At 67.9% G+C, this 22619-nt stretch carries 13 protein-coding genes and 1 pseudogene; 10 read left to right on the top strand and 4 right to left on the bottom strand.

Annotated elements, in window-relative coordinates; genetic code table 11:
* Positions 1-251 precede the first annotated feature (251 nt).
* The 4 genes from pdhA to ACGFZ3_RS14730 are packed head-to-tail and all read left to right on the top strand — an operon-like array spanning position 252 to position 4137.
* Positions 252-1334, top strand: a complete 1083-nt coding sequence (pdhA, locus tag ACGFZ3_RS14745) for a pyruvate dehydrogenase (acetyl-transferring) E1 component subunit alpha (protein ID WP_392922622.1) — start codon at positions 252-254, stop codon at positions 1332-1334.
* Positions 1327-2394 (top strand): alpha-ketoacid dehydrogenase subunit beta, encoded by a 1068-nt coding sequence (locus ACGFZ3_RS14740; RefSeq protein WP_392922619.1) that lies wholly within the window; start codon positions 1327-1329, stop codon positions 2392-2394. The genes pdhA and ACGFZ3_RS14740 overlap by 8 nt, the downstream gene beginning before the upstream one ends.
* 1 nt (position 2395) lies before the next feature.
* Positions 2396-2749 carry an SH3 domain-containing protein gene (locus ACGFZ3_RS14735; protein WP_068854313.1) on the top strand — a complete coding sequence of 118 codons (354 nt, stop codon included), beginning with the start codon at positions 2396-2398 and terminating at the stop codon, positions 2747-2749.
* On the top strand, positions 2746-4137 hold the full coding sequence (locus ACGFZ3_RS14730; protein ID WP_392922615.1) for a dihydrolipoamide acetyltransferase family protein: 1392 nt from the start codon (positions 2746-2748) through the stop codon (positions 4135-4137). The genes ACGFZ3_RS14735 and ACGFZ3_RS14730 overlap by 4 nt, the downstream gene beginning before the upstream one ends.
* Before the next feature lie 70 nt (positions 4138-4207).
* Here ACGFZ3_RS14730 and ACGFZ3_RS14725 read toward each other — a convergent pair whose 3' ends face one another.
* Positions 4208-4840 (bottom strand): NAD-dependent dehydratase, encoded by a 633-nt coding sequence (locus ACGFZ3_RS14725; protein WP_392922613.1) that lies wholly within the window; start codon positions 4838-4840, stop codon positions 4208-4210.
* Between the two features lie 103 nt (positions 4841-4943).
* Between ACGFZ3_RS14725 and ACGFZ3_RS14720 the strand changes: the two genes are divergently transcribed.
* Positions 4944-6491, top strand: a complete 1548-nt coding sequence (locus ACGFZ3_RS14720; protein ID WP_392922610.1) for a GGDEF domain-containing protein — start codon at positions 4944-4946, stop codon at positions 6489-6491.
* Between the two features lie 26 nt (positions 6492-6517).
* On the opposite strand, the gene ACGFZ3_RS14715 is transcribed toward ACGFZ3_RS14720, so the two are convergent.
* Positions 6518-7459: a DUF808 domain-containing protein gene (locus tag ACGFZ3_RS14715; protein WP_392922608.1), complete on the bottom strand. Its 942-nt coding sequence runs from the start codon at positions 7457-7459 to the stop codon at positions 6518-6520.
* 176 nt (positions 7460-7635) lie between these two features.
* On the opposite strand from ACGFZ3_RS14715, the pseudogene ACGFZ3_RS14710 reads away from it, so the two are divergent.
* From ACGFZ3_RS14710 to ACGFZ3_RS14700, 3 genes and pseudogenes are all read left to right on the top strand, one after another.
* A pseudogene (locus tag ACGFZ3_RS14710) lies at positions 7636-9279 on the top strand (ABC1 kinase family protein); the annotation flags it as partial.
* A gap of 219 nt (positions 9280-9498) precedes the next feature.
* The gene (locus ACGFZ3_RS14705; protein WP_392922605.1) at positions 9499-11601 is read left to right on the top strand and encodes a phosphoglycerol transferase I; all 2103 of its coding nucleotides are present in this window, start codon (positions 9499-9501) and stop codon (positions 11599-11601) included.
* Positions 11602-11781: 180 nt separating this feature from the next.
* A complete protein-coding gene (locus ACGFZ3_RS14700) occupies positions 11782-17892 on the top strand; it encodes a hypothetical protein (protein ID WP_392922602.1) in 6111 nt (2036 codons plus the stop codon).
* 21 nt (positions 17893-17913) lie between these two features.
* Here ACGFZ3_RS14700 and ACGFZ3_RS14695 read toward each other — a convergent pair whose 3' ends face one another.
* Together ACGFZ3_RS14695 and ACGFZ3_RS14690 are read right to left on the bottom strand one after the other, a co-directional pair.
* On the bottom strand, positions 17914-20286 hold the full coding sequence (locus ACGFZ3_RS14695; RefSeq protein ID WP_392922914.1) for a DUF3772 domain-containing protein: 2373 nt from the start codon (positions 20284-20286) through the stop codon (positions 17914-17916).
* A 140-nt stretch (positions 20287-20426) separates the two neighbouring features.
* Positions 20427-20675: a hypothetical protein gene (locus tag ACGFZ3_RS14690; RefSeq protein ID WP_392922599.1), complete on the bottom strand. Its 249-nt coding sequence runs from the start codon at positions 20673-20675 to the stop codon at positions 20427-20429.
* A 158-nt stretch (positions 20676-20833) separates the two neighbouring features.
* On the opposite strand from ACGFZ3_RS14690, the gene ACGFZ3_RS14685 reads away from it, so the two are divergent.
* Positions 20834-21331 (top strand): lipocalin family protein, encoded by a 498-nt coding sequence (locus tag ACGFZ3_RS14685; protein ID WP_392922596.1) that lies wholly within the window; start codon positions 20834-20836, stop codon positions 21329-21331.
* Positions 21332-21337: 6 nt separating this feature from the next.
* Complete coding sequence (locus ACGFZ3_RS14680; protein ID WP_392922593.1) at positions 21338-22549, top strand: NAD(P)/FAD-dependent oxidoreductase; 1212 nt, start codon at positions 21338-21340, stop codon at positions 22547-22549.
* Positions 22550-22619: the final 70 nt, after the last annotated feature.

Below are 22619 nucleotides of genomic sequence, written 5' to 3'. Positions count from 1 at the left end.
GCGGCCCGGCACCGGAATCTGCGCTGCAGGCAGGATGGCTCGCGTGCGAAACAGCCACCGACCCACGGCCACTCATGCCCGGTTGATGCACCTGAATACGTTGAAGTCATTGGCGTTTGGTGCCCCCCATGGGGTATACCGGGCCCATGTCCCCGGGACAGTTGCTGCGCCGCAGGACGGCTTTTTCGTCCGCCTTCCTTAACATGGCAATTCATATCATTTGTAACTTCCTGTCGAAGGTGCAGTACGCAATGACGGTTGCCGCTGAGTTCAAGATCGAATACCTGCAGTACCTGGACACGGACGGCACGCTCGTCCGCGATGACCTGCCCGAGGCGCTGCGCGACCCACGCGCGCTGCTGCCGATGTTCAAGCAGATGCTGTTCGTGCGTGTGTTCGACGGCAAGTCGATCGCGTTGCAGCGCACCGGCAAGCTGGGCACCTACGCCGCCTGCCTGGGCCACGAAGCCGCGCATGTCGGCATCGGCGCTTCCATGCAGAAGGACGACGTGTTCGCACCGTCCTACCGCGAGTATGGCGCGATGTTCATGCGTGGCGTGCGCCCGCGCGACGTCCTGATGTACTGGGGCGGTGACGAGCGGGGCAACGACTACGGCGGCAACGCCGCCAAGGACTTCCCGTTCTGCGTGCCGATTTCCACCCAGTGCCTGCACGCCGCCGGCGCGGCGCTGAAGTTCAAGCTCAACCAGGAAAAACAGATCGCCGTGGCAGTCTGCGGTGACGGTGGCAGCTCCAAGACCGACTTCTACGCTGCGCTGAACTCGGCCGGTGCGTACAAGCTCCCGCTGATCCTGTGCATCGTCAACAACGGCTGGGCGATCTCGGTTCCGCGTTCGGCCCAGACCGGCGCCGAAACGCTGGCGCAGAAAGGCCTGGCCGGTGGCCTGCACTGCCTGCAGGTGGACGGCAACGACCTGATCGCGGTGATGGCCGCCATGCTGCAGGCACGCGAACGCGCGCTGGCCGGCGACGGTGGCACCGTGCTGGAACTGATGACCTACCGCCTGTCCGACCACACCACCGCCGATGACGCGCGCCGCTACCGCGACGATGCCGAGGTCAAGGATGCCTGGCAGCGCGAGCCGATGCTGCGCCTGCGCAAGTACCTGATCGCTGCCGGCGTGTGGAGCGAGGAAGAGGAACAGGCCTGGACCGTGGAATGCGGCAAGCGCGTGGATGAAGAGGTGAACCTGTACCTCAACACTCCGGTGCAGCCGGTCGAGGCGATGTTCGACTTCCTGTATGCCGATCCGCCGCAGGACCTGCTGGCCCAGCGTGCACAGGCCATTGCCCTGGAGCAGCGCCATGGATGAGATCAAGAACGGCGCGCCCGGCGCGCAGACCAACGCCGCCGACAGCGCCGCCATCGCGCGCGGAGAAGACAGCATGACCACCACGCCCATCACCCTCATCGAAGCCATCACCCAGGCGCTGGCGTGGGAGCTGGAACACGACAAGTCGGTGCTGGTGCTGGGCGAGGACGTCGGCGTCAACGGCGGCGTGTTCCGCGCCACCGCCGGCCTGCAGCAGCGCTTCGGCGCCGACCGCATCCTGGACACCCCGCTGGATGAAACCACCATCGCCGGCCTGACCATCGGCTTGGCCGCGCAGGGCATGAAGCCGGTGGCCGAAGCCCAGTTCGATGGCTTCATGTACCCGATGGTGGACCACATCATCTGCCACGCCGCGCGCCTGCGTTACCGCACCCGTGGCCGCCTGCACTGCCCGATGGTGCTGCGCGTGCCGTGGGGCGGCGGCATCCGTGCGCCGGAACACCACAGCGAAGCCAACGAGGCGATCTTCACCAACGTGCCGGGCCTGCGCGTGGTGCTGCCGTCCTCGCCGCAGCGCGCGTATGGCCTGTTGCTGGCCGCGATCCGCGAGCCGGATCCGGTGATCTACATGGAGCCCAAGCGCATCTACCGCCAGTACAAGGAAGTGGTGGTCAACGATGGCGAAGCGCTGCCGCTGGACGTCTGCTTCGTGCTGCGCGACGGCACCGATGTGACCCTGGTGACCTGGGGCGCGCAGGTGAAGGAAGCGCTGGAAGCGGCCGACAAGCTGGCCGGCGAAGTCATCAGTGCCGAAGTGATCGACGTGGCCACGCTGCGCCCGCTCGACTTCGCCACCATCGCCGAATCGGTGGCCAAGACCGGCCGCTGCGTGATCGTGCAGGAGGCCCCGAAGACCGCGGGATTCGGCGCGGAGATCGCCGCGCGCCTGGCCGAGGAGTCGCTGTACGACCTGCTGGCACCGGTCGAACGTGTCACCGGCTACGACACCCACATTCCGCTGTTCCGCCTGGAAATGAAGTACCTGCCCAGCGTGGACCGGATCGTGAGCGCGGCCAAACGCGCGGTGGCGGCGGGCTGACATGCGGGCCAGACTTCTGGGCCCGTACCGCAGCCAGTATCCCAACCCGCTCCGGTTCCGCACCGGCCAGATCGTCGAACTGGGTGTTCGTGACGAGGAATGGCCGGCGTTTGCCTGGGTACGTACCGACGACGGGCGTGCCGGCTGGGCACCGGTGGCGTGGTTGCAGTTGCTGGACGATGGTCGCGCGGAGGCCCTGCGCGACTATGACGCCCGCGAACTGGACGTGGACAGCGGTGAAATGGTCAAGCTGCATCATGAACACGGCGGCTGGTGGTGGTCCGAACGCGCGAACGGCGCGACGGGCTGGCTGCCGGCCCGCGATCTCGAACTGCTGGAAGAGAACTGCACATGAGTGAGAACAAGAATTTCCACCTGCCCGACCTCGGCGAAGGCCTGCCCGACGCCACCATCGTCGAATGGTTCGTCAAGGAAGGCGACGTGATCACCCTCGACGAGCCGCTGGTCTCAATGGAGACCGCCAAGGCCGTGGTTGAAGTGCCTTCGCCGTTCTCCGGCAAGGTGCTGAAGCTGGCCGGCGGTGCCGGGGACATCATTCCCACCGGCAGCGTGCTGGCCCAGTTCGAACTGGACCCGAACCTGCCGCAGCGCGCCGATGGCCAGGACACCGGCCACAGCCACGGTCATGCCGCACCGGCGCCCACGCCGAGCACCGGCCAGACCGCCCCGGCCCAGCCGGACAAGGTGGTGGCCTCCGATGACGGTGGCGAGATCGCCAAGCCGGGCGCCGAGCGCGATGACGCCGGCACCGTGGTCGGCGCGATGCAGAGCTCCAATGCCGTGCACGCCGAACAGGCAGTGGCGGTCGGCGGGGTGAAGGCCGTGCCGGCGGTACGTGCCACCGCCCGCAAGCTGGGCGTGGACCTGAGCCGCGTGCGTGCCACCGGCGCCGATGGCGCGGTGACCATGGCCGACGTCAAGCAGGCCGCCGCCGATGGCAGCGCCAAGGTCGGCGCTGCGCCGGCAGCCGTGGCCGCTGCCCCGGTCGCCGCTGCGGCACCGGTGGCCCGCGCCGCCGAGGCCCGCGCACCGTTGTCGGCCGCCGGCAAGCCGATGCGTACCCAGCCGCCGGGCGTGGTCGCCAAGGGCCAGCCGGAACCGCTCAAGGGCGTGCGCCGCAACATGGCGCGGGTGATGGCCGATGCGCACAGCAAGGTCGTGCCGACCACCCTCAACGACGATGCCGACATCCACGCCTGGGTGCCGGGCAACGACGTCACCGCCCGCCTGGTGCGCGCGATCGTGGTGGGCTGCCAGAAGGTGCCGGCGCTCAATGCCTGGTTCGATGGCGATGCGCTGACCCGCACCCTGCACGCGCACGTGGACGTGGGCATCGCGGTGGACACCGACGATGGCCTGTTCGTGCCCGCCCTGCGCAACGCCGACGTGCTCGATGCGCGCGGCATCCGCGAGGGCGTGAACCGCCTGCGCGAGCAGGTCGAAGCACGGTCGATTGCCGCGTCCGAGCTGAGCGGCTACACCATCTCGCTGTCCAACTTCGGCATGTTCGCCGGCCGCTACGCGACCCCGGTCGTGGTGCCGCCGTGCGTGGCCATCGTCGGTGCCGGCCGCGCCCGCCACCAGATGACCCCGGTGATGGGCGGGGTGGAAGCGCACAAGGTGATTCCGCTCTCGGTCACGTTCGACCACCGCGCCGCCACCGGCGGCGAAGCTGCGCGCTTCCTGCGCGCGATGCTGGACGACCTGGCGCTGGCTAACTGATCCATCCCCTGGATGTGTTGGATGCGATGACGGCCACCCCAGGGTGGCCGTCATCGTTTGGCGCCCCGGGTCACGCCAGGTCGGCGGATCCCACGATGTGCACGCCAGGGCGGGGTTCCAACGCAGCGTCCACCATCGCGGCGGCGATGCGCTCGGCGGGATTGATCCGCCACGCGCGGGGAAGCAGCGGCCCCAGCGCGCCCAGCACCAGGCTGGCCAGGTGCTCGCCGGTGCGGCGTTCGCTGCGCTCGCCACCAATCAGGCCAGGTCGCACCAGGGTCAGCGACGGATAGCCCAGGCCACGCAGGTCCTGCTCCAGCCTTCCCTTCACCTGGTTGTAGAAGATCCGCGACCCGGCGTCGGCCCCCATCGCCGAGTTCAGCACGAATGCATGCGCACCGTGGGCCCTGGCCTGGGTTGCCACCTGCAGGGGATAGTCATGGTCGATACGGGCAAACATCTCGCGGCTGCCGGCCTGCCTGATGGTGCTGCCCAACGCGCAGATCACCGCATCCGCCGCCCACCAGTCCGCGTCCAGCGGCAGCTGCTCGAAGTCCACCACCGGGTTGAACAGGGCCGGGGCGGTCAGCCCCAACGGGCGCCGCGTGGGCGCCACCACCGCATCGCAGCGGTCATCGTCCAGCAGCTGCCGCAGCACGTGCCCGCCCACCAGCCCGGTTGCCCCAACCAGCATCACCTTCATCGCATACTCCCGCCACCGGATTGCCTACCATCGTGGCACAGCCTGTCGTTCAAGCCGGCGACAACGGCGCCGATATCGTTCCAACATTGCCAGGACCCGCCGCATGAAGGACCCGCAGGACGCCCACCCCAGCCCCGGCACCGCCGTGGGCCGGCTGCTGTCGCGCCGCCAGGCATCGGCCACCGTGGTCGGCGCGCGCGTGGACGCCGCGGCGGTCAAGGGCGGCAGCAGCGCCATGCTGCAGCGCCTGTTTGCCGGGGCCGACCAGCCCGAGCCGTTGCTGGCCGCGTTTGCCCACGGCATGTCCACCCTGCCCGGTGAGCTGGGCGACATGGGCCTGCGCCTGCAGTCGGCGCAGCGCAGTGCCGACTGGGTCAGCTATGGCCGCGCCATGCGCCAGCTGATCGACAAGTACATCCGCACCATCGAACAGGACAGCCCCGACGGCCAGCCCGACAGCCTGCGCCTGCGCGAGCTGCTGCGCCTGACCCTGGGCGTCACCGTGGCCAGCCTGCTGCAGAACATGCCCGAGCTGAAGGATGAGCCGGTGCAGCTGGCCGCCGAGCTGCGCCAGTGGCACCCCGGCCAGCCGCTGCAGCCGCTGGAGCTGCGGCTGCGCGAGCTGACCCACCAGATCGGGGTACGCAGCGACGGCTGGCAGGAGCAGCAGGAACTGCTGCTCAGCCTGTTCGACCTGTTGCTGGACAACATCGGCGAGCTGCTCGACGACAGCAGCTGGCTGCACGGGCAGGTGCATGCGGTGCGTGCCCTGATCAGCGGACCGCTGGACCGCGATTCGGTTGACCAGGCACGCGCCAACCTGCGCGAAGTGATCTACAAGCAGGGTCTGCTCAAGCAGGGCATCGTCGAATCCAAGGCGGCCATGAAGAGCCTGATGGGCGGCTTCATCGAACGCCTGGATGGCATGGCGGTAAGCACGGGGGAGTACCACGACCGGATCAGCAGCTACGCGCTCGCCTTGAAGGAGGCTCGCAGCATCGCCGATCTCAACCAGCTCCTGCAGGAGGTGCTGCAGGACACCGGGCGTGTGCAGGAGCAGGCGTTGCAGGCGCGCGACCATCTGGGCAACGCGCGGCGCGAGGTCGAGCAGGCCGAGGCACGTATTGCCGAGCTGGAGCAGGAGCTGCGCGATGTATCCGGGCTGGTGCGCACTGATCCGCTGACCGGCGCACTCAACCGCCGCGGATTCGACGAGCTGCTGGAACGTGAGCTGGCCCGTGCGCAGCGGCACTCGCATCCGCTGGCACTGGCGCTGCTGGACCTGGACGATTTCCACCAGACCAACAGCAGCTATGGTCACCCCGGTGGCGACGCGATCCTGCGCCACCTGGTCACGGTCTGCCAACTGCTGCTGCGCAGCACCGACACCATCGCGCGTATCGGCGGTGACGAGTTCGTGCTGTTGATGCCGGAAACGCCGGGCGCGGACAGCATGTCCACCGTGCTGCGCCTGCAACGCTCGCTGGCGCAGCGGCCGCTGGAGCTGGACGGGCACCGGGTGCTGGTGCACTTCAGCGCGGGCCTGGCCCAATGGCAGCCGGGCGAAGGCGGCGAAGCACTACTCAAGCGCGCCGATGCAGCCTTGTACGCGGCAAAGCGGGTGGGCAAGAACCGCGTACAGGCAGGCTGATTCAATCACCACGCACAGCCGCGCCCTCAATGCGCCGCAGTCTTGCCGCGCGCCTTCTGGACAGCGGTCACGGCGGCCAGTACCACCGCACCGGCGATCACGCCGACGACCAGGTTCGCGCCCGCTTCCACCAGCCAGCCCCACGGCGCGACCTTGGCGGCGATGCCCACCACGAAGTGATGCATGGCCGGCACGTTGTGCACGAGGATGCCACCGCCGACCAGGAACATGGCCAGGGTCCCGGCCACCGACAGGAACTTCATCAGCCACGGTGCCGACACCAGCAGGCCGCGGCCGAAGGCGGCCAACCCGCCGCCCTTGCGCGACAGATACAGGCCTGCATCGTCGAGCTTCACGATGCCGGCCACCAGCCCATACACGAACACCGTCATGCCCAACGCGATCACCACCAGCGCGGTGACCTGGTTGAGGAACGGCGCGGCCGATACCACGCCCAGCGACAACACGATGATTTCGGCCGACAGAATGAAGTCGGTGCGGATCGCCCCCTTCACCTTGTCCTTCTCCCACGCGACCATGTCGACCTTTTCGTCGGCCAGCGCCTTGAGCCGCGCGGCCTTCTGCTGCTCGTCCTCCTCCTTCGAATGCAGGAAGCGGTGGGCCAGCTTCTCCACGCCCTCGTAGCAGAGGAACGCGCCACCGATCATCATCAGCGGCACCACGATCGGGATGGGATAGCCCTTGCCCTTGAGCCAGGCCTCCAGCGCACTGATCGCCAACGCCGCCGGGACCAGGATCGCCTTGTTCACCAGCGAGCCCTTGGCCACCGCCCACACCACCGGCAGTTCACGGTTGGCGCTGACCCCGGTCACCTGCTGCGCGTTCAGCGCCAGATCGTCGCCCAGAACGCCGGCGGTCTTCTTGGCCGCCACCTTGGTCAGTATCGAAACGTCATCCAGCAGGGCGGCAATATCGTCGAGCAACGCAAACAGGCTGGCACCGGCCATGGCAATCCAGAAATCGGGGGGTGGCGCCGATTCTGACCGATCCGGCCACCTTCGGGGAAGATCGCCAGGATTCACCGCCCCACCACTGCCCTGCGGCGACACTGCCGGTTCGTCCCGTCACGGAGCCCTGCTTGAATACCACGCCCGTTGTTCCCGGCTCGCCGTCGCTGGTCAAAGGCATGAACCGCCGCAGCCAGATCCTGCGCCTGCTGCTGCGCTACCGGCATTCGGGGGTGTTCTCGGGAATGAACCTGGATTCCCGCGCCGTCCATGACCTGCCGCCGGAGGGCAACCCGGAACAGTTCGTCACCGATCTGGAGTCGCTGGGTCCCACCTTCGTCAAGCTGGGCCAGATGCTGTCCACCCGCCCGGACATGGTTCCGGTGGAGTTCGCCACGGCGCTGGAGCGCATGCAGGAAAAGGTTGCCCCGATCCCGGTCGAGCGCATCTACACCATCATCGAGCAGGAACTGGGTGCGCCGGTGTCCAAGCTGTTTTCCAGCTTTGACCCGGTGCCGCTGGGCTGCGCCTCCATCGCGCAGGTGCACCGCGCGCAGCTTCACGATGGCCGCGAGGTCGCCGTAAAGGTGCAGAAGCCGGAAGTAGCGGCGCAGCTGCGGTCGGACCTGGAGGTGCTGCGAAGCTTCGCACTGGCTGCCGACCACCTCACCCAAGTGGGTCGGCGGGTACGCCTGCGCGACTGGCTCAACGAGTTCGCCAAGACCCTGATGCAGGAGCTGGATTACCACGCTGAAGCCGAAAACCTGCAGCGCTTCGGCCAACATCTGCGGCCGTTCAAGCCGCTTTGGGTGCCGCAGCCGATCTGGGACTACTGCAGCCATCGCGTGCTGACCATGGAACTGGCGCAGGGCGTGCGGGTGGACATGATCCCGGACGTACGCCGCACCGAGGAGCCGATGGCACCACTGGCCGCCGCGCTGATCCGCGGCTATATCGACCAGATTTTCGTGCACGGCGAGATCCATGCCGATCCACATCCGGGCAACCTGCGCGTCACCCCGGAGGGCCGCCTGGCCATCTTCGACCTCGGCATGGTCGCGCACATGCCGCCACGGTTACGCGAACGGCTGCTCAAGCTGTTGTTCGCCGCAGTGGATGGGCGTGGTGAAGAAGTGGCGGACGAGATCATCGGTATCAGTACGCGGCTGGAAGCGTTCGACGAGGAACGCTATCTGCGCGAGACCGGGCAGGTCATTGCGCGCTATGCCGCAAGCGGCACCTTCTCGGAAGGTCGCGTGGTGCTGGACCTGGTCCGCATCGCCACCGCCAGCGGCCTGCGCACGCCACCGGAACTGAGCCTGCTCGGCAAGGCGCTGCTGAATCTTGAAGCAGTGTGCCGCCTGCTGTCGCCGGACCTGGACACGCGTCGCATCGTCGAACGCCAGCTCCAGCATGTGATGCGGGCACGCCTGAAAAAGTCGCTGTCGGCGGCCAACCTGGCCAGCGAAGCAATGGAAGTTCAGCAGCTTCTGCGTGAGGGGCCGCGCAAGATGTCGGACATCCTGGCATTGCTGGCCGAGAACCGCCTGCAGATGAAGGTGACCGGGCTGGAAGAATCCAGGCTGATGGAGAACCTGCAGAAGATCGCCAACCGGGTGTCGGCCGGCATCGTCACCGCGGCACTGATTCTTGCGGCGGCGTTGATGATGAAGGTTGACACCGGCTGGCACCTGTTCGGCTATCCCGCCATCGCATTCATGTTGATGTCGATCGGCGTACTGCTTGGATTGGGCATCATCCTCAGCGCGTTGTTGTTTGACCGGCGCGCGCGTTCCAGGGAAGAGCGTGGGCATCGATAGCAGGCCTGCCCGCCCCGGCGGGCATCTGCAGAAGGTGCGCGTCCGCGCGCCTTCTTCACGCATGTTTTACCCTTTTGAATGCAGCGCGGTGTAGGCGCGCCCAATCCATTTCCAGCAAACATTTCAGTCAGGTTCGTGCAGGCATGATCCAGTCATCGGTCTGTCATGCAGGTGTGGTTGGACAGCCGATCGCACCTGTCTCCGCTGCCGATGATGCCCATGCTCTGGATCCTGCTGCTGTCACTGTTGCTGCTCACCGGGTTGTTGCTTGCGTCGGGTCGCTGGGCGTGGTGGAAGGCGAGCCTGATGACGGTGCTGTTGCTGACGCTCAGCGCATGGTGGTTGATCAACAAGCTCTCCGGCGATGGCCTGAATGCGGCAACGCTGTACCACCTCGGTGCGGACATGGAAGGCGCCGGCGTCTCGGACTTCAAGGGGTACATCGCCGGCTTCATCGCGCTGGCCCTGCTCTCGCTGCTGCCGCTGCTGGCCCCCCGTATCACGCGCTGGCACCGCAACGCGCATGGTCGTGGCGTGTTCGCCGGCTTCCTCGCCGTGTGGGTGCTGGCAATCGGCGTCAGCCCGCTGTACCGCGACGGCCAACGCCTCTACCAACAGATGCGTCCAGTCGACTACAGCATGGTCGCCCCGGAATACCGCGTGCCGAAACAGCCGCTGCGCACGCCGCGCAACATCGTGTGGATCTACGGCGAAAGCCTCGAGCGCACGTATCTGGATGAGGCCACGTTCCCCGGTCTGATGCCCAACCTCAACCGCTTGGCCGGGCAGGCGCTGGATGTGCGCGGGCTCATCTCGGCCGAAGGCGGTGGCTGGACCATCGCCGGCCTGGTGTCGTCGATGTGCGGTGTGCCGCTGACCACCGCGCAGGGCGATGAGAACAGCATGGACCGCATGGGCAGCTTCCTGCCGCAGGCAGTGTGTCTGGGCGATTACCTCAAGCAGCAGGGCTACACCAACCATTACCTGGGCGGCGCCAATGGCCTGTTCGCGGGCAAGGGTCAGTTCCTGGCCACCCACGGTTTCGATGCGGTGGATGACCTGGCGTGGTTCAAGCAGCAGAAGATCGCCCGATCGCACTTCTCCACCTGGGGTGTGCATGATGACGTGCTGCTGGACAAGGCGTACGACCGCTTCATGCAACTGTCCAAGGCCGGCCAGCCGTTCATGCTGACCACGCTGACCATGGACACCCACCACCCCGCCGGGCATCTGCCGGTGGCGTGCAGGCGCACCCGCTACAAGAGCGACTACGGCGATATCGGTCTGCTGAACGCGCTCAAGTGCACCGATGGCCTGATTTCCAGGCTGGTCGACCGCATCCAGGCCAGCCCGTATGGCGAAGACACCTTGATCGTCATCGCGTCCGACCACCTGGCCATGCCCAATGACCTGAGCCATATCCTGGCCAACCAGGAGCGGGAGAACCTCCTGCTGTTCCTGGGCAAGGACATCGCCCCGCGTCAGCTGGACGCGCAGCACGGCTCCACACTGGATTCTGGCGCGACGCTTCTCAGCCTGATCGAGCCGGAGATCGGCGAGATCGGCTTTGGCCGCTCGCTGCTGCAGCCCGGGCGCCCGGCCAGCGCCAGCGCGGCCGCGTTCCGCGACGACGGCAGGGATTTCCCACGATACCTGGCCTTCTCGCGTTCGCTGTGGCTCGGCGAGAAGACCCGTCAGCTGCGCATCGATGACGACAACCAGGTGGTGATCGGCCTGCAGCACGTGCAGCCGCCCGTACTGCTGGAGTACGACAAGCAGTGGGACCTGAAATCGGTCTATCTGGAGAACACCTCCAAGCAGTTCGACCTGGCCGATCCGGACAATACGCTGGCCTACGTGGACCGCTGTACTGCCTTCGAAGACGGCTCGGCCGATGGTGACTGGTGCGCCATGCTGGTCAATCGCGACAAGGGCATCAAGCTCTACCGCGACGACCAGCTGCGCGACGGCTTCGCGGTCGATGCGCCACTGGATCCGTTCAACGGCCCGCGGCCGAGCATCCGCCAGGCGCACATGATCACGCAGAAAGGCCGGCGCACGCGTGCGGGCCAGTACATGCTGCAGTTCGTGGCCAAGCAGTCGCCCGACCGTGGTTTCTGGATCGAGGCCGTGTCGTCCAAGCGCAAGGTCGTGGTTGCCCAGCAGTGGGTGCAGCCCGATGCGGAAGGTCGCATCAGCGTACCGTTCGGGCTGGACCACGAAGTGGATGATCTGGAGATCCGCGCGTGGCTCAACCATGCCGAGAAGCTGGCGGTCGACAACTTCGCGCTGGTCCCGTCACGACGTGGAAATCGCGGCTGATTCTGCGAACCGCCGCACAGCCTGAGCGCGAATGGACCGGCACAATCGTGCGCCCCAACTGAACCCGGGGGAGTGCCCATCATCGTGGTTCCACTGCGGGCTGCGGAATCCCTGCCGCACGCCTTTTTTGATCATTCGCGGTCCTCGCACGCAGCGACGCACTGCGTCGCGCCCACCAGCGTGGCGAACGCCTCGCCCGGCCATGCGGCACCGCCTGCGATCACCGACACGCTGTCGCCGGCCCTCGCGCGTTTCCTGCGACGCTGCCCGCTGCTGCCCTCGGAACTCTCCCTGCTCGAAGGCCGATTGCGGCATCTGCTTTGCGAGGGGTCGCCCGATGCGCTGGGCAAGTATGTCTCGCAGGTCGTCAAGGACATGCCGCTGGCCGAGCGTCCGGGCGCGCTGGAGCGGGCGCTTTTCAACCGGGATGCGGGGCCGTTGTGTGCGACGGATGCATGGCGGCAGGAGTGCGCGCGGGTCGTGGCCAGCCTTGTCAGCGGCATTGGCCGTCTGCAGTGTCAGCGCGCGGCCGGCATTGCACTGCATGCCGTAGCCAACCTTGCCGTGGGTGCCCAGGGTGCGCAGTGGCTGTCGTGGTCGCAGCAGGCGATGGCACTGCCCCGGCTGCTGCAGGAAGGTTCACCGCTGGCATGGCTGCGCTGGTTGTGCCAGCTTCCCTTGCCCTCACTGCGCGGCGGCGCCTGGGTGGAGCCCTTGATCGCCTTGCTCCCCGGTGCCCTGGAACCGCTGCTTCAGCATGCTGACAGCGCCCACGACGCACTGCATCGGCAGTTGCAGCTCCCGACGTCCCCGCTGCGCGTGATCCTGCTGGCCACCACATGGGCGCTGTGGTTCCGCCAGCAGCCGCCCGCCCCGCCGGCCACGGCCGTTGGCCGCCAGCTGACGCGGTTGCCGGCCGCCCTGGACCAGTTGGACCTGATCGGCGGCGCCGCCCGCCGCCTGCTCACGGCACCCCCTGCAGCCGTAACGCTGCTGCCGGATACACTCATGCCGCCCGCTCCGCCCGCCGCACGCTCGGCCGGAGAGCGCGCACGTCTGCTTGGCCCCGCATTGCCCGCACTGGCGGCCGCCGCGCTGTCGCCTGCGATATCTCCGCTCCTGCGGCATCCACGCGCCGCCACCGCGGCGTGTGCATTGGCCACTGCAGCGGCGGGCGGCGGCCTGGTCGCCTGGGCGCTGCACAGCGCCTACCAGACAGCGGTGGCGCAGATCGGCGAACGGATCGAGCGTGTGTTGTTCCTGCAGCCACCCAGCCGGGAAGCGAGGGCGTTGGGCGAGGCACTCGCCCTGCGCGCAGCCGTGCTGCCGGTGGGCGAGGACATCGCGGCGCGGGCCCGCGTGGTGCTGGACCTGCCCGTGACACGCGGTGCACCGGACTTCCGCCAGGCGCTGCGCGCCCTCTGTGGGCTTGGCGATGACGTCGACGGGCCGCTGATCGACGCCGCGACAGGCTGGGCATTGCGCCGGCCGACCCGCTCGCTGGCCACGTCCGAACCGGAGCAGCCGTCCAGCCCGACCGTGCAGGACGAGGCCGCCGTCCAGGATCAGGTCGCGCTGATCGGTGCCCTGTGGTCGCTGCGGGATGCCGCATCCGCTGCAGGCAGTGCCGCACTTTCCCGCATTGCATTCAATCCTGCGCCGGACTCGCCGTTCGCGCGTGCGCTGCTGTCCGTGCACGGGCAGCTCGGATGGTTGTACCGCCAGGACGATTTCCTTGCGACCCTGTATGCCGAGCGCCTGCCCCCGGCCTCGCTGGTGGTCTGGAATGGCACCCTGAGCGGTACGCGCGCCACGTCGGGAACGGTGGTCGCTCTGCATCCAGCGCCGGCGGGGACCGACCGCCCTGCATGGTCGTCACTCACCCAGGTGCTGCTGGACGACCTGCACCGCAACGTACTGGACGCGGGCGGCTGCTTCGACAACGCGGTCGAGGCACGCCTGGCCTGTGCGCTGGGCTTCTATCTGGGGCAGGAGGTGGCCACGCAGACATACACTCCTTCCGCGCTGGACCCGCTCATCCGACGCCTTGAGCGCGCGGTGCAGCAGTTGCCGGACGGCCATATCGCCCCCACCAACGAGACGGTGACGCTGCAGCGACTGCACGCGGAGGTGCGGCAGGCCCGGAGCATACCGATCCGAGGGCTCGAACCAACGTGGAGCCGCTGGCGACCAGACCCGCGCTCGCACCTGGGGCACAACACGGCGTTGGCCCGCAGCCTGCTGCTGCAGGTCTCGCAGCATGCCGAGGTCATCGCCCTGTGCTGGCACCACCACGTTGATCCGGCACAGCTGGTCTACCCTGCGCATGGCCCGGTTCAAGCCCACGCCCTGCAGGGCGCGCGCAGCGTGGCCCTGTTCGAAGCGGGCCATCCCCCGGCCGCATTGGCGGCGCTCGACACGATGCTGCGCGGGATCGCCACCCTGCTGCATGCGCCTGTGCGCTCGGACGGCCGCCTGCGTGTCCCGGAAATGCTGGCCTACTACGCCGCGCCACTGCCCGCCATTCCAATGGATGACGACCACTTCGACGCCAGCCTGGCCAGGCTCGAGGCCCAGCTGGCACTGCAGCATCCGTCGCCGCGGGCAAGCGCACGGGTCGAGGTGCAGTGGGACGTGCGCAGCGACTCGCCGGCGCAGCAGGACCACCAGCGACTGCTGGACCGGCTGTGGGCGCGGTTCGATGCTGCGCCGCCAACCCTGGATGACGCGATGGCACACCAGATCCTGCTGCCGACCTTCCCCTCCCCACTGCATGCGGCATGGCGCGATGCCCAGCAGCAGCTGCAGCGGGTGTTTGAACAGACCGAGGTATGGTTGGAGATGCGCCGGGTCAACGCGTCCTACCAGTCGCTGCGGGCCAACACCGATGGACTGACCGCCAGTGTGCGCGGCTCCGGGCAGAGCGTGGTGATCATCGGTGGTCTCAGTGCCGCGCTCGCGCCTTCACTGGCCCAGCCACGCGAAGCGCTGTACCGGATGACCGACCGCCTGGGAAGGTTTTCACCGGGCACGTCGGTGCCACTTCTCAATGCCCTGCAGTTCCATGGCGCGATCCCGCTGCCCGTGCGCCAACCCTGCGCTCCAGCCGCGGCATGTACGCAGGCGCAACTGCTCGATGCGATGGCGCGGATTCACCAGCACTGGCAGCAGCATGCAGCGCCGTTGCCACGTTGGCAGGAGGCAAGCAATGAACTCCAGGACCTGGGCCGCGTACTGATGCACCGGCCGTCCGCAGGCACGGCGCTCTATCGCCCAGCACTGGGCACGTCGACCGCGGCAGTGCTGCAGACCGCCCTGCAGCCCCTGGCGCAGCTCATCGCCAGCCCGGAGGTGCTGGAGGCAACGGCGGAGCTGCCCCTGCCACTGCGCTGGGTGGCGGTCAACGCAGCCGGGCACGTGCGCCTGCAGGACCGGCTCGGCAACGCGCATGCGTTCAACGATAGCGCGTCCTGGCAGCACGGCGGCGCCCTGGCGCGGCTTCGCGAGGTGGCCGGCCGACTCGGCGGCCAGGTCCGGTCTGATGGCCGGGTTGTCGTGTCCGACAGCCTGGCCGCGCACGGGGGGTGTGGTCCCGACGAGGTAACCCATCCTGATGGCGCCGAACGCTGCGCCGAGCGCCTGCTCGGCGAACTCCGGCTCGGCATGCGCCCCGAGCTCCTGCACGCGGCCGACGCATTGAGTGCCACGGATGTCGAGCAGGTCCGCCAGACCACCACCCGCTTCCTGGCCCAGCGCGCCCCCGCCGGCCAGACCCTGCTGGAGTATCTGGCCCTTCCACTGCTTCAGCGCGGAGAGATCGCGCCCGAGCAGCTGCACCGCAGCAGTCACTACGTGGCGAGCATGGCCCGCACACCGCGGGCCCTGGCCTTGCAGACCGCGCTGCTGCGCGATCTCGGCTGGTACATGGGCACCGCGGCCGCGCCCACCTCGCCGACGCTGCTGGGCAGCCTGACCCGCGAAGCGATCATTCTGGACCTGGGCCCCGCGTCCCGCCGCGATGCGGGGATCCTGCTCGGCTACCGGCTGCACAAATACACCAACCAGGGACGCACTTTCGTGCAGATCCGCGAGGATTTCCGCGAGTACCTGCGCGGCATGGGCCGCATCCCGGACTCGCTGCTGGGGCTGGCAGAAACCCTGGCGCTGCAGGACCTGGCACCGGAGCTGCTCCCCGGCGACGTTCCAGCCAATCTGGTCTACGGCAGCACGATCGCCTCGGTGCACTACGCCAGCGCTGTGCACCTGGCGGAACGGTTGCGGCGCGGCCTGTCCCAGCAGATGCGGTTCAGTGAACTGGTCAGCTTCGCCGCCGACCTGGCCGCGGACAGCGGAACGCCCGACCTGGTCAGGCAGTTGATCCTGGATGCCCGCCGACTGCCGACCCTGGACTGGTATGTGTTGCGCCAGCTGGAGCACGCCTCGGCACTGCCAGTGCCGGTCGGGGACCGCATCGAGGCCGCGCTGCGCGCCTTCGACCTGCGCGTGGCCGAGATCGAGCGCGCCATCACCGATGTGCTGGCACCCCTGCCCTATCGCATGCCCCTGGTCGAAGCGGAAATACGGCGGGTATTCCCACGGTTTCCCGGCGTGCTCGCCGACCAGGCCTGGAACTCCACGGACTTCCGCCTCTGCGACGACGAGAACCACTTCGCCAGCAGCTTTCCGTTTTTCGAGATCGTGGCGGCCGGCGCGCTGCGCAACGGGACGGGGCACTGGCGCCCCTGCCGAAGGTTCGCGCCCCCCTCACCGCTCAATCCGGGCCAGGGCAATCCGCGCTTCGAGGCCGCCCAGCAGGACGCTTTTGCGCTCATGAAGCCCGGCCTGGCCCGCATGGCCGACATCAACGCCCGCTACCAGAAACGCTTCGATGCCTATTTCCGCAAGGCGCAGCGCGGCTATGGGGTGCTGATCGAAGAAGCGCTGTTCCAGCGGCCGGAAGAAGAGCGTGCGGCACTGCGGCGTGGCGATGTGGAGATATTCACTCTACGCACGCATGAACCGGATCTGGAGGCGCAGCAGGAAACCCGCAACGATACCGATCCCTACCGTGGCCGCTTCGGCGTGCTGTATACCCTGCAGGTGGACGGGCGGCCGCGCCATTTCCAGCTGTTCCCGCTGCAGAGCAGGATCGTGCCGCTGGCATTGGACGGGCCGCTGCCCATCGGCGGGCAGCTGCAGAACCGCAAGGTGCGCCTGCGCAGCGGCAACGTCGCGACGATCCGCGTGCTTCGGGGCACGCCTCTGGAGGTGGACTGGGAAGCGTATGCATCTGACCGCGCACCGGTCAGTGGCAGGTGTTCGGATGTGATCGTCGAGCCGCTGCTGTCACGCGCGGCAGACGTCGACGCCAACGCCAACGCCACCCGATCACCCTTCCACGCGTTGGTCGAGCCGGTGCGGAACGGCTTCTTCTGGCTGGACGCGGCCGCGTTTCGTCACGAAGGCTGGGCCCCCACGCACTACGAGGAGCATCTGCAGGATGCACCGCTGTGGCTGAAGACCGTGGACTTCTTCGTTCCCTTCGTGGAGAACCTGCGCGGAATCTCATCGCCGAACCGCAACACGTTCGCGATGGCGGTTTTCGGGCTCTACCTGGAGGCGATCATCGTGGTCGGCCCGGTCGTCGGCGGCATGGCCAAGGTGTTGATGCGGCCGGGTCTGAAACTGACCCTGCCGCGCTTCGCCGAGCTGTCGCGGGTACTCGGGCACGGCACCCTCGATGCACTCAACCCCGCAGCCGGCAGCCTGGCGTTGCTGCGGATCGGTTCGGGCGTGGTGCAGCGAACTGCAGCCGGCAATCTGCGCTTTCTCTGGGCGATGGTAGACCCACAGCGCCCGCACGCGCGTGCCGTGGGCGTGCGTTGGGCGATGCGCGAGGGCATGGCCATTGCCAGGGAGGACGGTTCGCTGGCATCGCCACTTCACGAGATCAGGATCCGCACCGTGGATGACATCCCCCATGTCCTGGTGGCGCCGGCGGCCGGCGATGGCCGCAGCCTGCACCTGGTCGACCCCGGCACGCTTACGTTGCACGGCCCGGCGCTGCAGGAGCAACTCGGCGAAGGCGGCAGCGGCGCCGCCGGCATGCTGATGAAGGTGGGCGGCAGTCCGCGCACCCCGCATGTCTCCCCCGGCAAGGCGCTCAAGCCGATCAAGCAGGGGCCCAAGGCGTCCGAAGAACAGCTCGACGACGACCGGTCGCCCCTCCAGCCCCCCGTGATTGTCCTGCCGGACCAACCGGGCCGCCTTCCGCGCGATGCGCGCACCTGATGCGCGTCCTGTTGCAGGTCGTCACGGTTCACGCGGGGCGTGTGCTTCGCCGACCAGGTGGATATCGGTCGGCGCAGACAGCGCGATGCCGGACGCCGCGAGCTTCTGCAGCAGGGTGAAGTACAGATCGCTGCGCACCCCGTACACCGCACGCGGACCCGAGGTATAGGCGAAGCTGTTGATCGCCACCTGGCCGTTGGCGATGGAGTCGATGAACACCGACGGCGCCGGATCGGTCAGTACGCCCACGTGTTCGGCGTATGCATCCAGCAGGACCTGCCGAACCGCGGCCACGTCAGTATTGAGCGGCACGGTGAACTGGATCTGGATCCGACCCTGCGCGCTGCCCATGGTCATGTTGCGGATGGTCTTGGTGATCAACTCGGAGTTGGGCACGATCAGCGTGGACTTGTCCCCCACCTGGATCTCGGTGGAACGCACGTTGATGCGCTTGATGTCGCCCTCCTGGTCGCCCAGCTTCACCCAGTCGCCGATCTTGACCGGCCGCTCGGCCAGCAGGATCAGTCCCGAGACGAAGTTCTGGGTGATCGCCTGCAGGCCGAAACCAATACCTACCGACAATGCACTGACAAGCAGCGCCAGCCGTTCAAGCCCGATTCCCAGGGCAGTCAGGCTCCACAGCACGGCCGCGATGATGCCCAGGTAACGCGTCACCGTACTGATGGAGTTGCGTGCGCCGGCATCGAGCTCGGTCTTGGGCAGATACGTGTCGGTCAGCCAGCGCTGGAAGGTCTGCATCGCCGCCCAGACCAGCAGGAACGCGATCACGGCATACAGCACGCTGCTGGGTTTGAGGGTCAGGTTCTTGCCGAGGGGGATGCCCTTGGACAGCGTGTCCAGGCCACCGTAAAGCGCGCTGAGGTTGCCCAGCGGCGCAGTCAGCGCCATCACGGCCAGCAGGATCACGCAGATACGCAACCCCGCCGACAACAGCACGCCGGCCTGCACCACCCGCGACTCGCTCAACCCGGTGGTCAGCAACACCGTGCGGCCTACGCTGCTGGTCGGGCACAGCAGCCAGGTCGCAAGATCATCGGCAAACTTCATCAACAGCGATGCGGCCAGCAGCACCACGGCGCCCCAGACCAGCTGCTGGGCGACGAACAGGGCGAGGTTGAGGTAGCCCAGCAGGGTGGCGATCACCGCAGCGGCCACTACGATATGGCCCGCCAGGCGTGCGATGACGATCCAGCCGCTGCGTCGCGCGGGGCCCTTGGCCTTGCCGTCCGATTGCGCCTGCGCCTCCAGCTTGGCCGCCGCCTCGTCGGTCTGGTGCCGATGCAGGCGGGCCAGCGAGACCAGGATGGCGACGATCAACGCCATGTAGGTGATGGCAACAAGGCCGTCTACCGCCACCGTGGTGATCGCGCTGGTGCGCGCGGCGCGGTTGAGCGCCATCAGCACGATGCTGATCCAGGTCAACGCGGCCGCACCCCAAGCGTACTTGCGCAGGCGCCACGCGGCGGCGTCATCCAGGTTCAGCAGGCGCCACGAGGGGCGCTTGGGCACCAGCAGCGCGGCACTCAGGGCGGTGATGAACGCCGCGATATAAGTGGCCACCTGGATGGCGAACACCACTTTTTCCAGCCGCGCCGGAATCGCGCCGATCGCATCCAGCGCCCCGAAGAACACTACGCAGGCCAGGCCGGGCAGCATCGTGCCGACCAGCAGCAGCCACACCGCCAGACCCGAGCGGCGCAGGCGCCCATCCGGCGCCCGTTCGGATTGCGCGTACCGGCGTCCGGCTGCACGCAGCCACAGGCGCAGCGGGAAGAACAGCAGCAACGCCACCGCCAGTCCGGTCAGCGGCGCCGTCCAGCCATGCTGCGCGATCGCTTTGCGCGCGGTGGTTTCCGCCTGCCGATAGATCTGCCCCAGTTCCTGCAGGTCGGCAGGCACATCCCGGGCGAACTTGCGCCACAGCGAAGGCGACAGCGGCGAATTGACCTTGCGGGCCAGGTCCTCGCTGAGCTGGGTGACGCGCATCTTTTCGATGTCCGCGCCGAGCTGCCTGGCATCCACCGCAAGCAACCTGGCCCGCGCCACGGCGGCGGCGATATCGGCGCGCTGCTGGGTCAGCGACCTGCGCTGCTGGGCCACGTCGCGCGCTTCCACGGTGCCTTCGGGCACCGTTCCCAGCTGCATGAGGCGGGTATCGAGCTGGTCAAGCTCCGGCTGCAGCGTAGCCTGTGCATCGTCGGCGTCGCGCTGCACGGCCATGGCCCGTTCGAACAACGGCGTGAGCGTCTCGCGGGTTTCCGCGTCCGGCAGCGCGGTGCGGATTGCCTTCAGCTCCCTGTCGGCCTGGTTGAGCTGGGTCTTGGCCTGGGCCGCCGGGTCGTCGGGCGTCTGCGCCCATGCCCCGGGGGCCATGCACAGCCAGGTGGACAGCAACAGCCCGGCCAGCGGCCGCAGCAGGGGAAAACGATGACGGAAGGACAAACCAGCACCCAGGGTTCACGCGGACATGCAGCGGACTATAAACCGGGTCTCGTTCACACCGGGTATGCAGCTCAGTACTTCAGGCGCAGTTCCTCGACCTGCGGCTGCAGGGCCGCGTACCAGTCCTGGAATTCCTCCTCGCTGATCTCCTCCGGCGCATACACCACGATTTCGTCCCACGCATGGTCGGTCGGCAGCGGTTGGCGCGGGCCGGCCCGCAGCGAGTAGCTCACGCCCTCGTGGTCCACCACATCGTCCACCGTTTCCCATTGTGCGCGGGCGAAGCCGCTGTCGCTCTTGAGCAGGATCACCTGGTACATCCGCACCTCCATTGAACCGGTCCCGGCCAGCATAGCGCCGCGCCGGCGCTCCCGGCATGACGGCACCACAACGTACCGTTCCAGCTTGCACCGCGGCTTCACTCCGCCATGGCGGCAGCCCGGGCATGTTGGCCTCCACCTCTCCAACGATGCCCACGATGACCGCCCATCCCGACCTGAAGACCGTTCCCGACCTCAAGCTGCCGCGCTACCTGGGCACCTGGTACGAAATTGCGCGGCTGCCCATGAGCCACGAGCCGGTCGACTGCACCGATGTAACGGCGAACTACAGCCTCAACGACAAGGGCCACGTCAAGGTCGTCAACCGATGCCGCGTGGATGGTGAAGTTGAAGAGGCCGAGGGCGAGGCCTGCCCGGTCGACGAGAACGACCCGGCGCGGCTGGAAGTGAGCTTCCTGCCCAAGGGACTTCGCTGGCTTCCGTTCGCAAAGGGCGACTACTGGGTCATCCAGGTGGCGCCGGACTACAGCGTGGCACTGGTCGGCAGCCCGGACCGCAAGTACCTGTGGCTGCTGGCGCGCGAGCCGCACCTGGATGCCACCACCCAGGAGCATTACCTGGCGCAGGCGCGCCAGCAGGGCTTCGACCTCACGCCACTGATTCACACCCCGCAGACCGGCCACCCCACTGCCTGATCGCCAATGGACCTCAAAAGCGGGTACCCCTTCTGGGCCGTCAGCAACGGGCTGATGCACGCCTTCCCACCACTGCGCGGGGACCGCAGCTGCGACGTGCTGGTGGTGGGCGGCGGCATCAGCGGCGCGCTGATCGCCAACGAGCTGTGCGCGCACGGCCATGACGTGGTGCTGATCGAGCAGCGCGACATCGGCTGGGGCAGCACCGCCGCCAGCACCGCGTTGCTGCAGTACGAGATCGATACGCACCTGGTCGACCTGGCCAAGCGCTACGGCGAGCGCGATGCAGTGCTCGCCTACCGCGCCTGCGCCGAGGCGATCCCGGCGCTGCGCGAGGTGGCCGCCGGTTTCCGCGGGGTGGATTGCCACCCCATGCAGAGCCTGTACTACGCCAGCAAGCGCCGCCATCGTTCGCCCCTGCAGGACGAGTACGCGCTGCGACACAAGCATGGTTTCGACGTGCGCTGGCTGGATGCCGATGCGGTGCGGGCGGAGTACGGCATTTCCGCGCCCGGCGCGATCCTCAGCGCGCTGGCCGCGCGCGTGGACCCCTACCAGCTCACCTACCGGCTGCTGATGAAGCTGGCCAAGGCCGGCTGTGCGGTCCACGACCGCACCGTGCTGCATACCCTGGAGCCCACCGCACGCGGGGTGACCGCCACCACGCCGGAAGGCCTGCGCATCCGTGCGCGGCACGTGGTGCTGGCCACCGGCTATGCCGGCCAGCGCTGGCTGAAGCAGAAGGTGGCCCGCAACCGCAGCAGCTATGCCTTCATTACCGACCCGATCGACCCGGCCACGCTGGGGCCGTTGGCCGACACCATGGTCTGGGAGTCCGCGCGTCCTTACCTGTACATGCGCAGCACCGGCGACCACCGGCTGCTGGTCGGCGGTGAGGACGACACGGTGGACATCCCGGCACGGCGCGACAGCCGGGTGGCCGGCAAGACCGGCACCCTGCTCAAACACGTGGCCAGGCTGTTCCCGCACCTGCCGCTGCAGCCGGCGTTCTCCTGGGGCGGCACCTTTGCCGAAACCGAGGACGGCCTGCCGTTCTTCGGCCCGCACCCGCAGTGGGGGCCGCGGGTCCTGTTCGCGATGGCCTACGGCGGCAACGGCATCACCTATTCGATGATCGGCGCCGGCCTGCTGCGTGCCCGGATCGAGCGCCGAAAGCACCCGCTGGCGGGCCTGTTCGGGTTTGAACGGCTGGATTGAACGCGGCGACCCGCAAGATGGGTAGGTACCGACTGTTGGTCGGTACCCGTTCAATTACAGGGCCACGACA

The organism is Stenotrophomonas sp. NPDC047960 (assembly GCF_043204395.1).
Lineage (GTDB): Bacteria > Pseudomonadota > Gammaproteobacteria > Xanthomonadales > Xanthomonadaceae > Stenotrophomonas.
The sequence above is the reverse complement of the archived record's forward strand: the minus strand, read 5'-3'. Positions and strand labels throughout refer to the sequence as shown.

Coding starts and splice junctions, on each gene's coding strand:
- pdhA (WP_392922622.1), top strand. CDS start 252: ATGACGGTTGCCGCTGAGTTCAAGATCGAATACCTGCAGTACCTGGAC.
- ACGFZ3_RS14740 (WP_392922619.1), top strand. CDS start 1,327: ATGGATGAGATCAAGAACGGCGCGCCCGGCGCGCAGACCAACGCCGCC.
- ACGFZ3_RS14735 (WP_068854313.1), top strand. CDS start 2,396: ATGCGGGCCAGACTTCTGGGCCCGTACCGCAGCCAGTATCCCAACCCG.
- ACGFZ3_RS14730 (WP_392922615.1), top strand. CDS start 2,746: ATGAGTGAGAACAAGAATTTCCACCTGCCCGACCTCGGCGAAGGCCTG.
- ACGFZ3_RS14725 (WP_392922613.1), bottom strand. CDS start 4,840: ATGAAGGTGATGCTGGTTGGGGCAACCGGGCTGGTGGGCGGGCACGTG.
- ACGFZ3_RS14720 (WP_392922610.1), top strand. CDS start 4,944: ATGAAGGACCCGCAGGACGCCCACCCCAGCCCCGGCACCGCCGTGGGC.
- ACGFZ3_RS14715 (WP_392922608.1), bottom strand. CDS start 7,459: ATGGCCGGTGCCAGCCTGTTTGCGTTGCTCGACGATATTGCCGCCCTG.
- ACGFZ3_RS14705 (WP_392922605.1), top strand. CDS start 9,499: ATGCTCTGGATCCTGCTGCTGTCACTGTTGCTGCTCACCGGGTTGTTG.
- ACGFZ3_RS14695 (WP_392922914.1), bottom strand. CDS start 20,286: ATGGCCCCCGGGGCATGGGCGCAGACGCCCGACGACCCGGCGGCCCAG.
- ACGFZ3_RS14690 (WP_392922599.1), bottom strand. CDS start 20,675: ATGTACCAGGTGATCCTGCTCAAGAGCGACAGCGGCTTCGCCCGCGCA.
- ACGFZ3_RS14685 (WP_392922596.1), top strand. CDS start 20,834: ATGACCGCCCATCCCGACCTGAAGACCGTTCCCGACCTCAAGCTGCCG.
- ACGFZ3_RS14680 (WP_392922593.1), top strand. CDS start 21,338: ATGGACCTCAAAAGCGGGTACCCCTTCTGGGCCGTCAGCAACGGGCTG.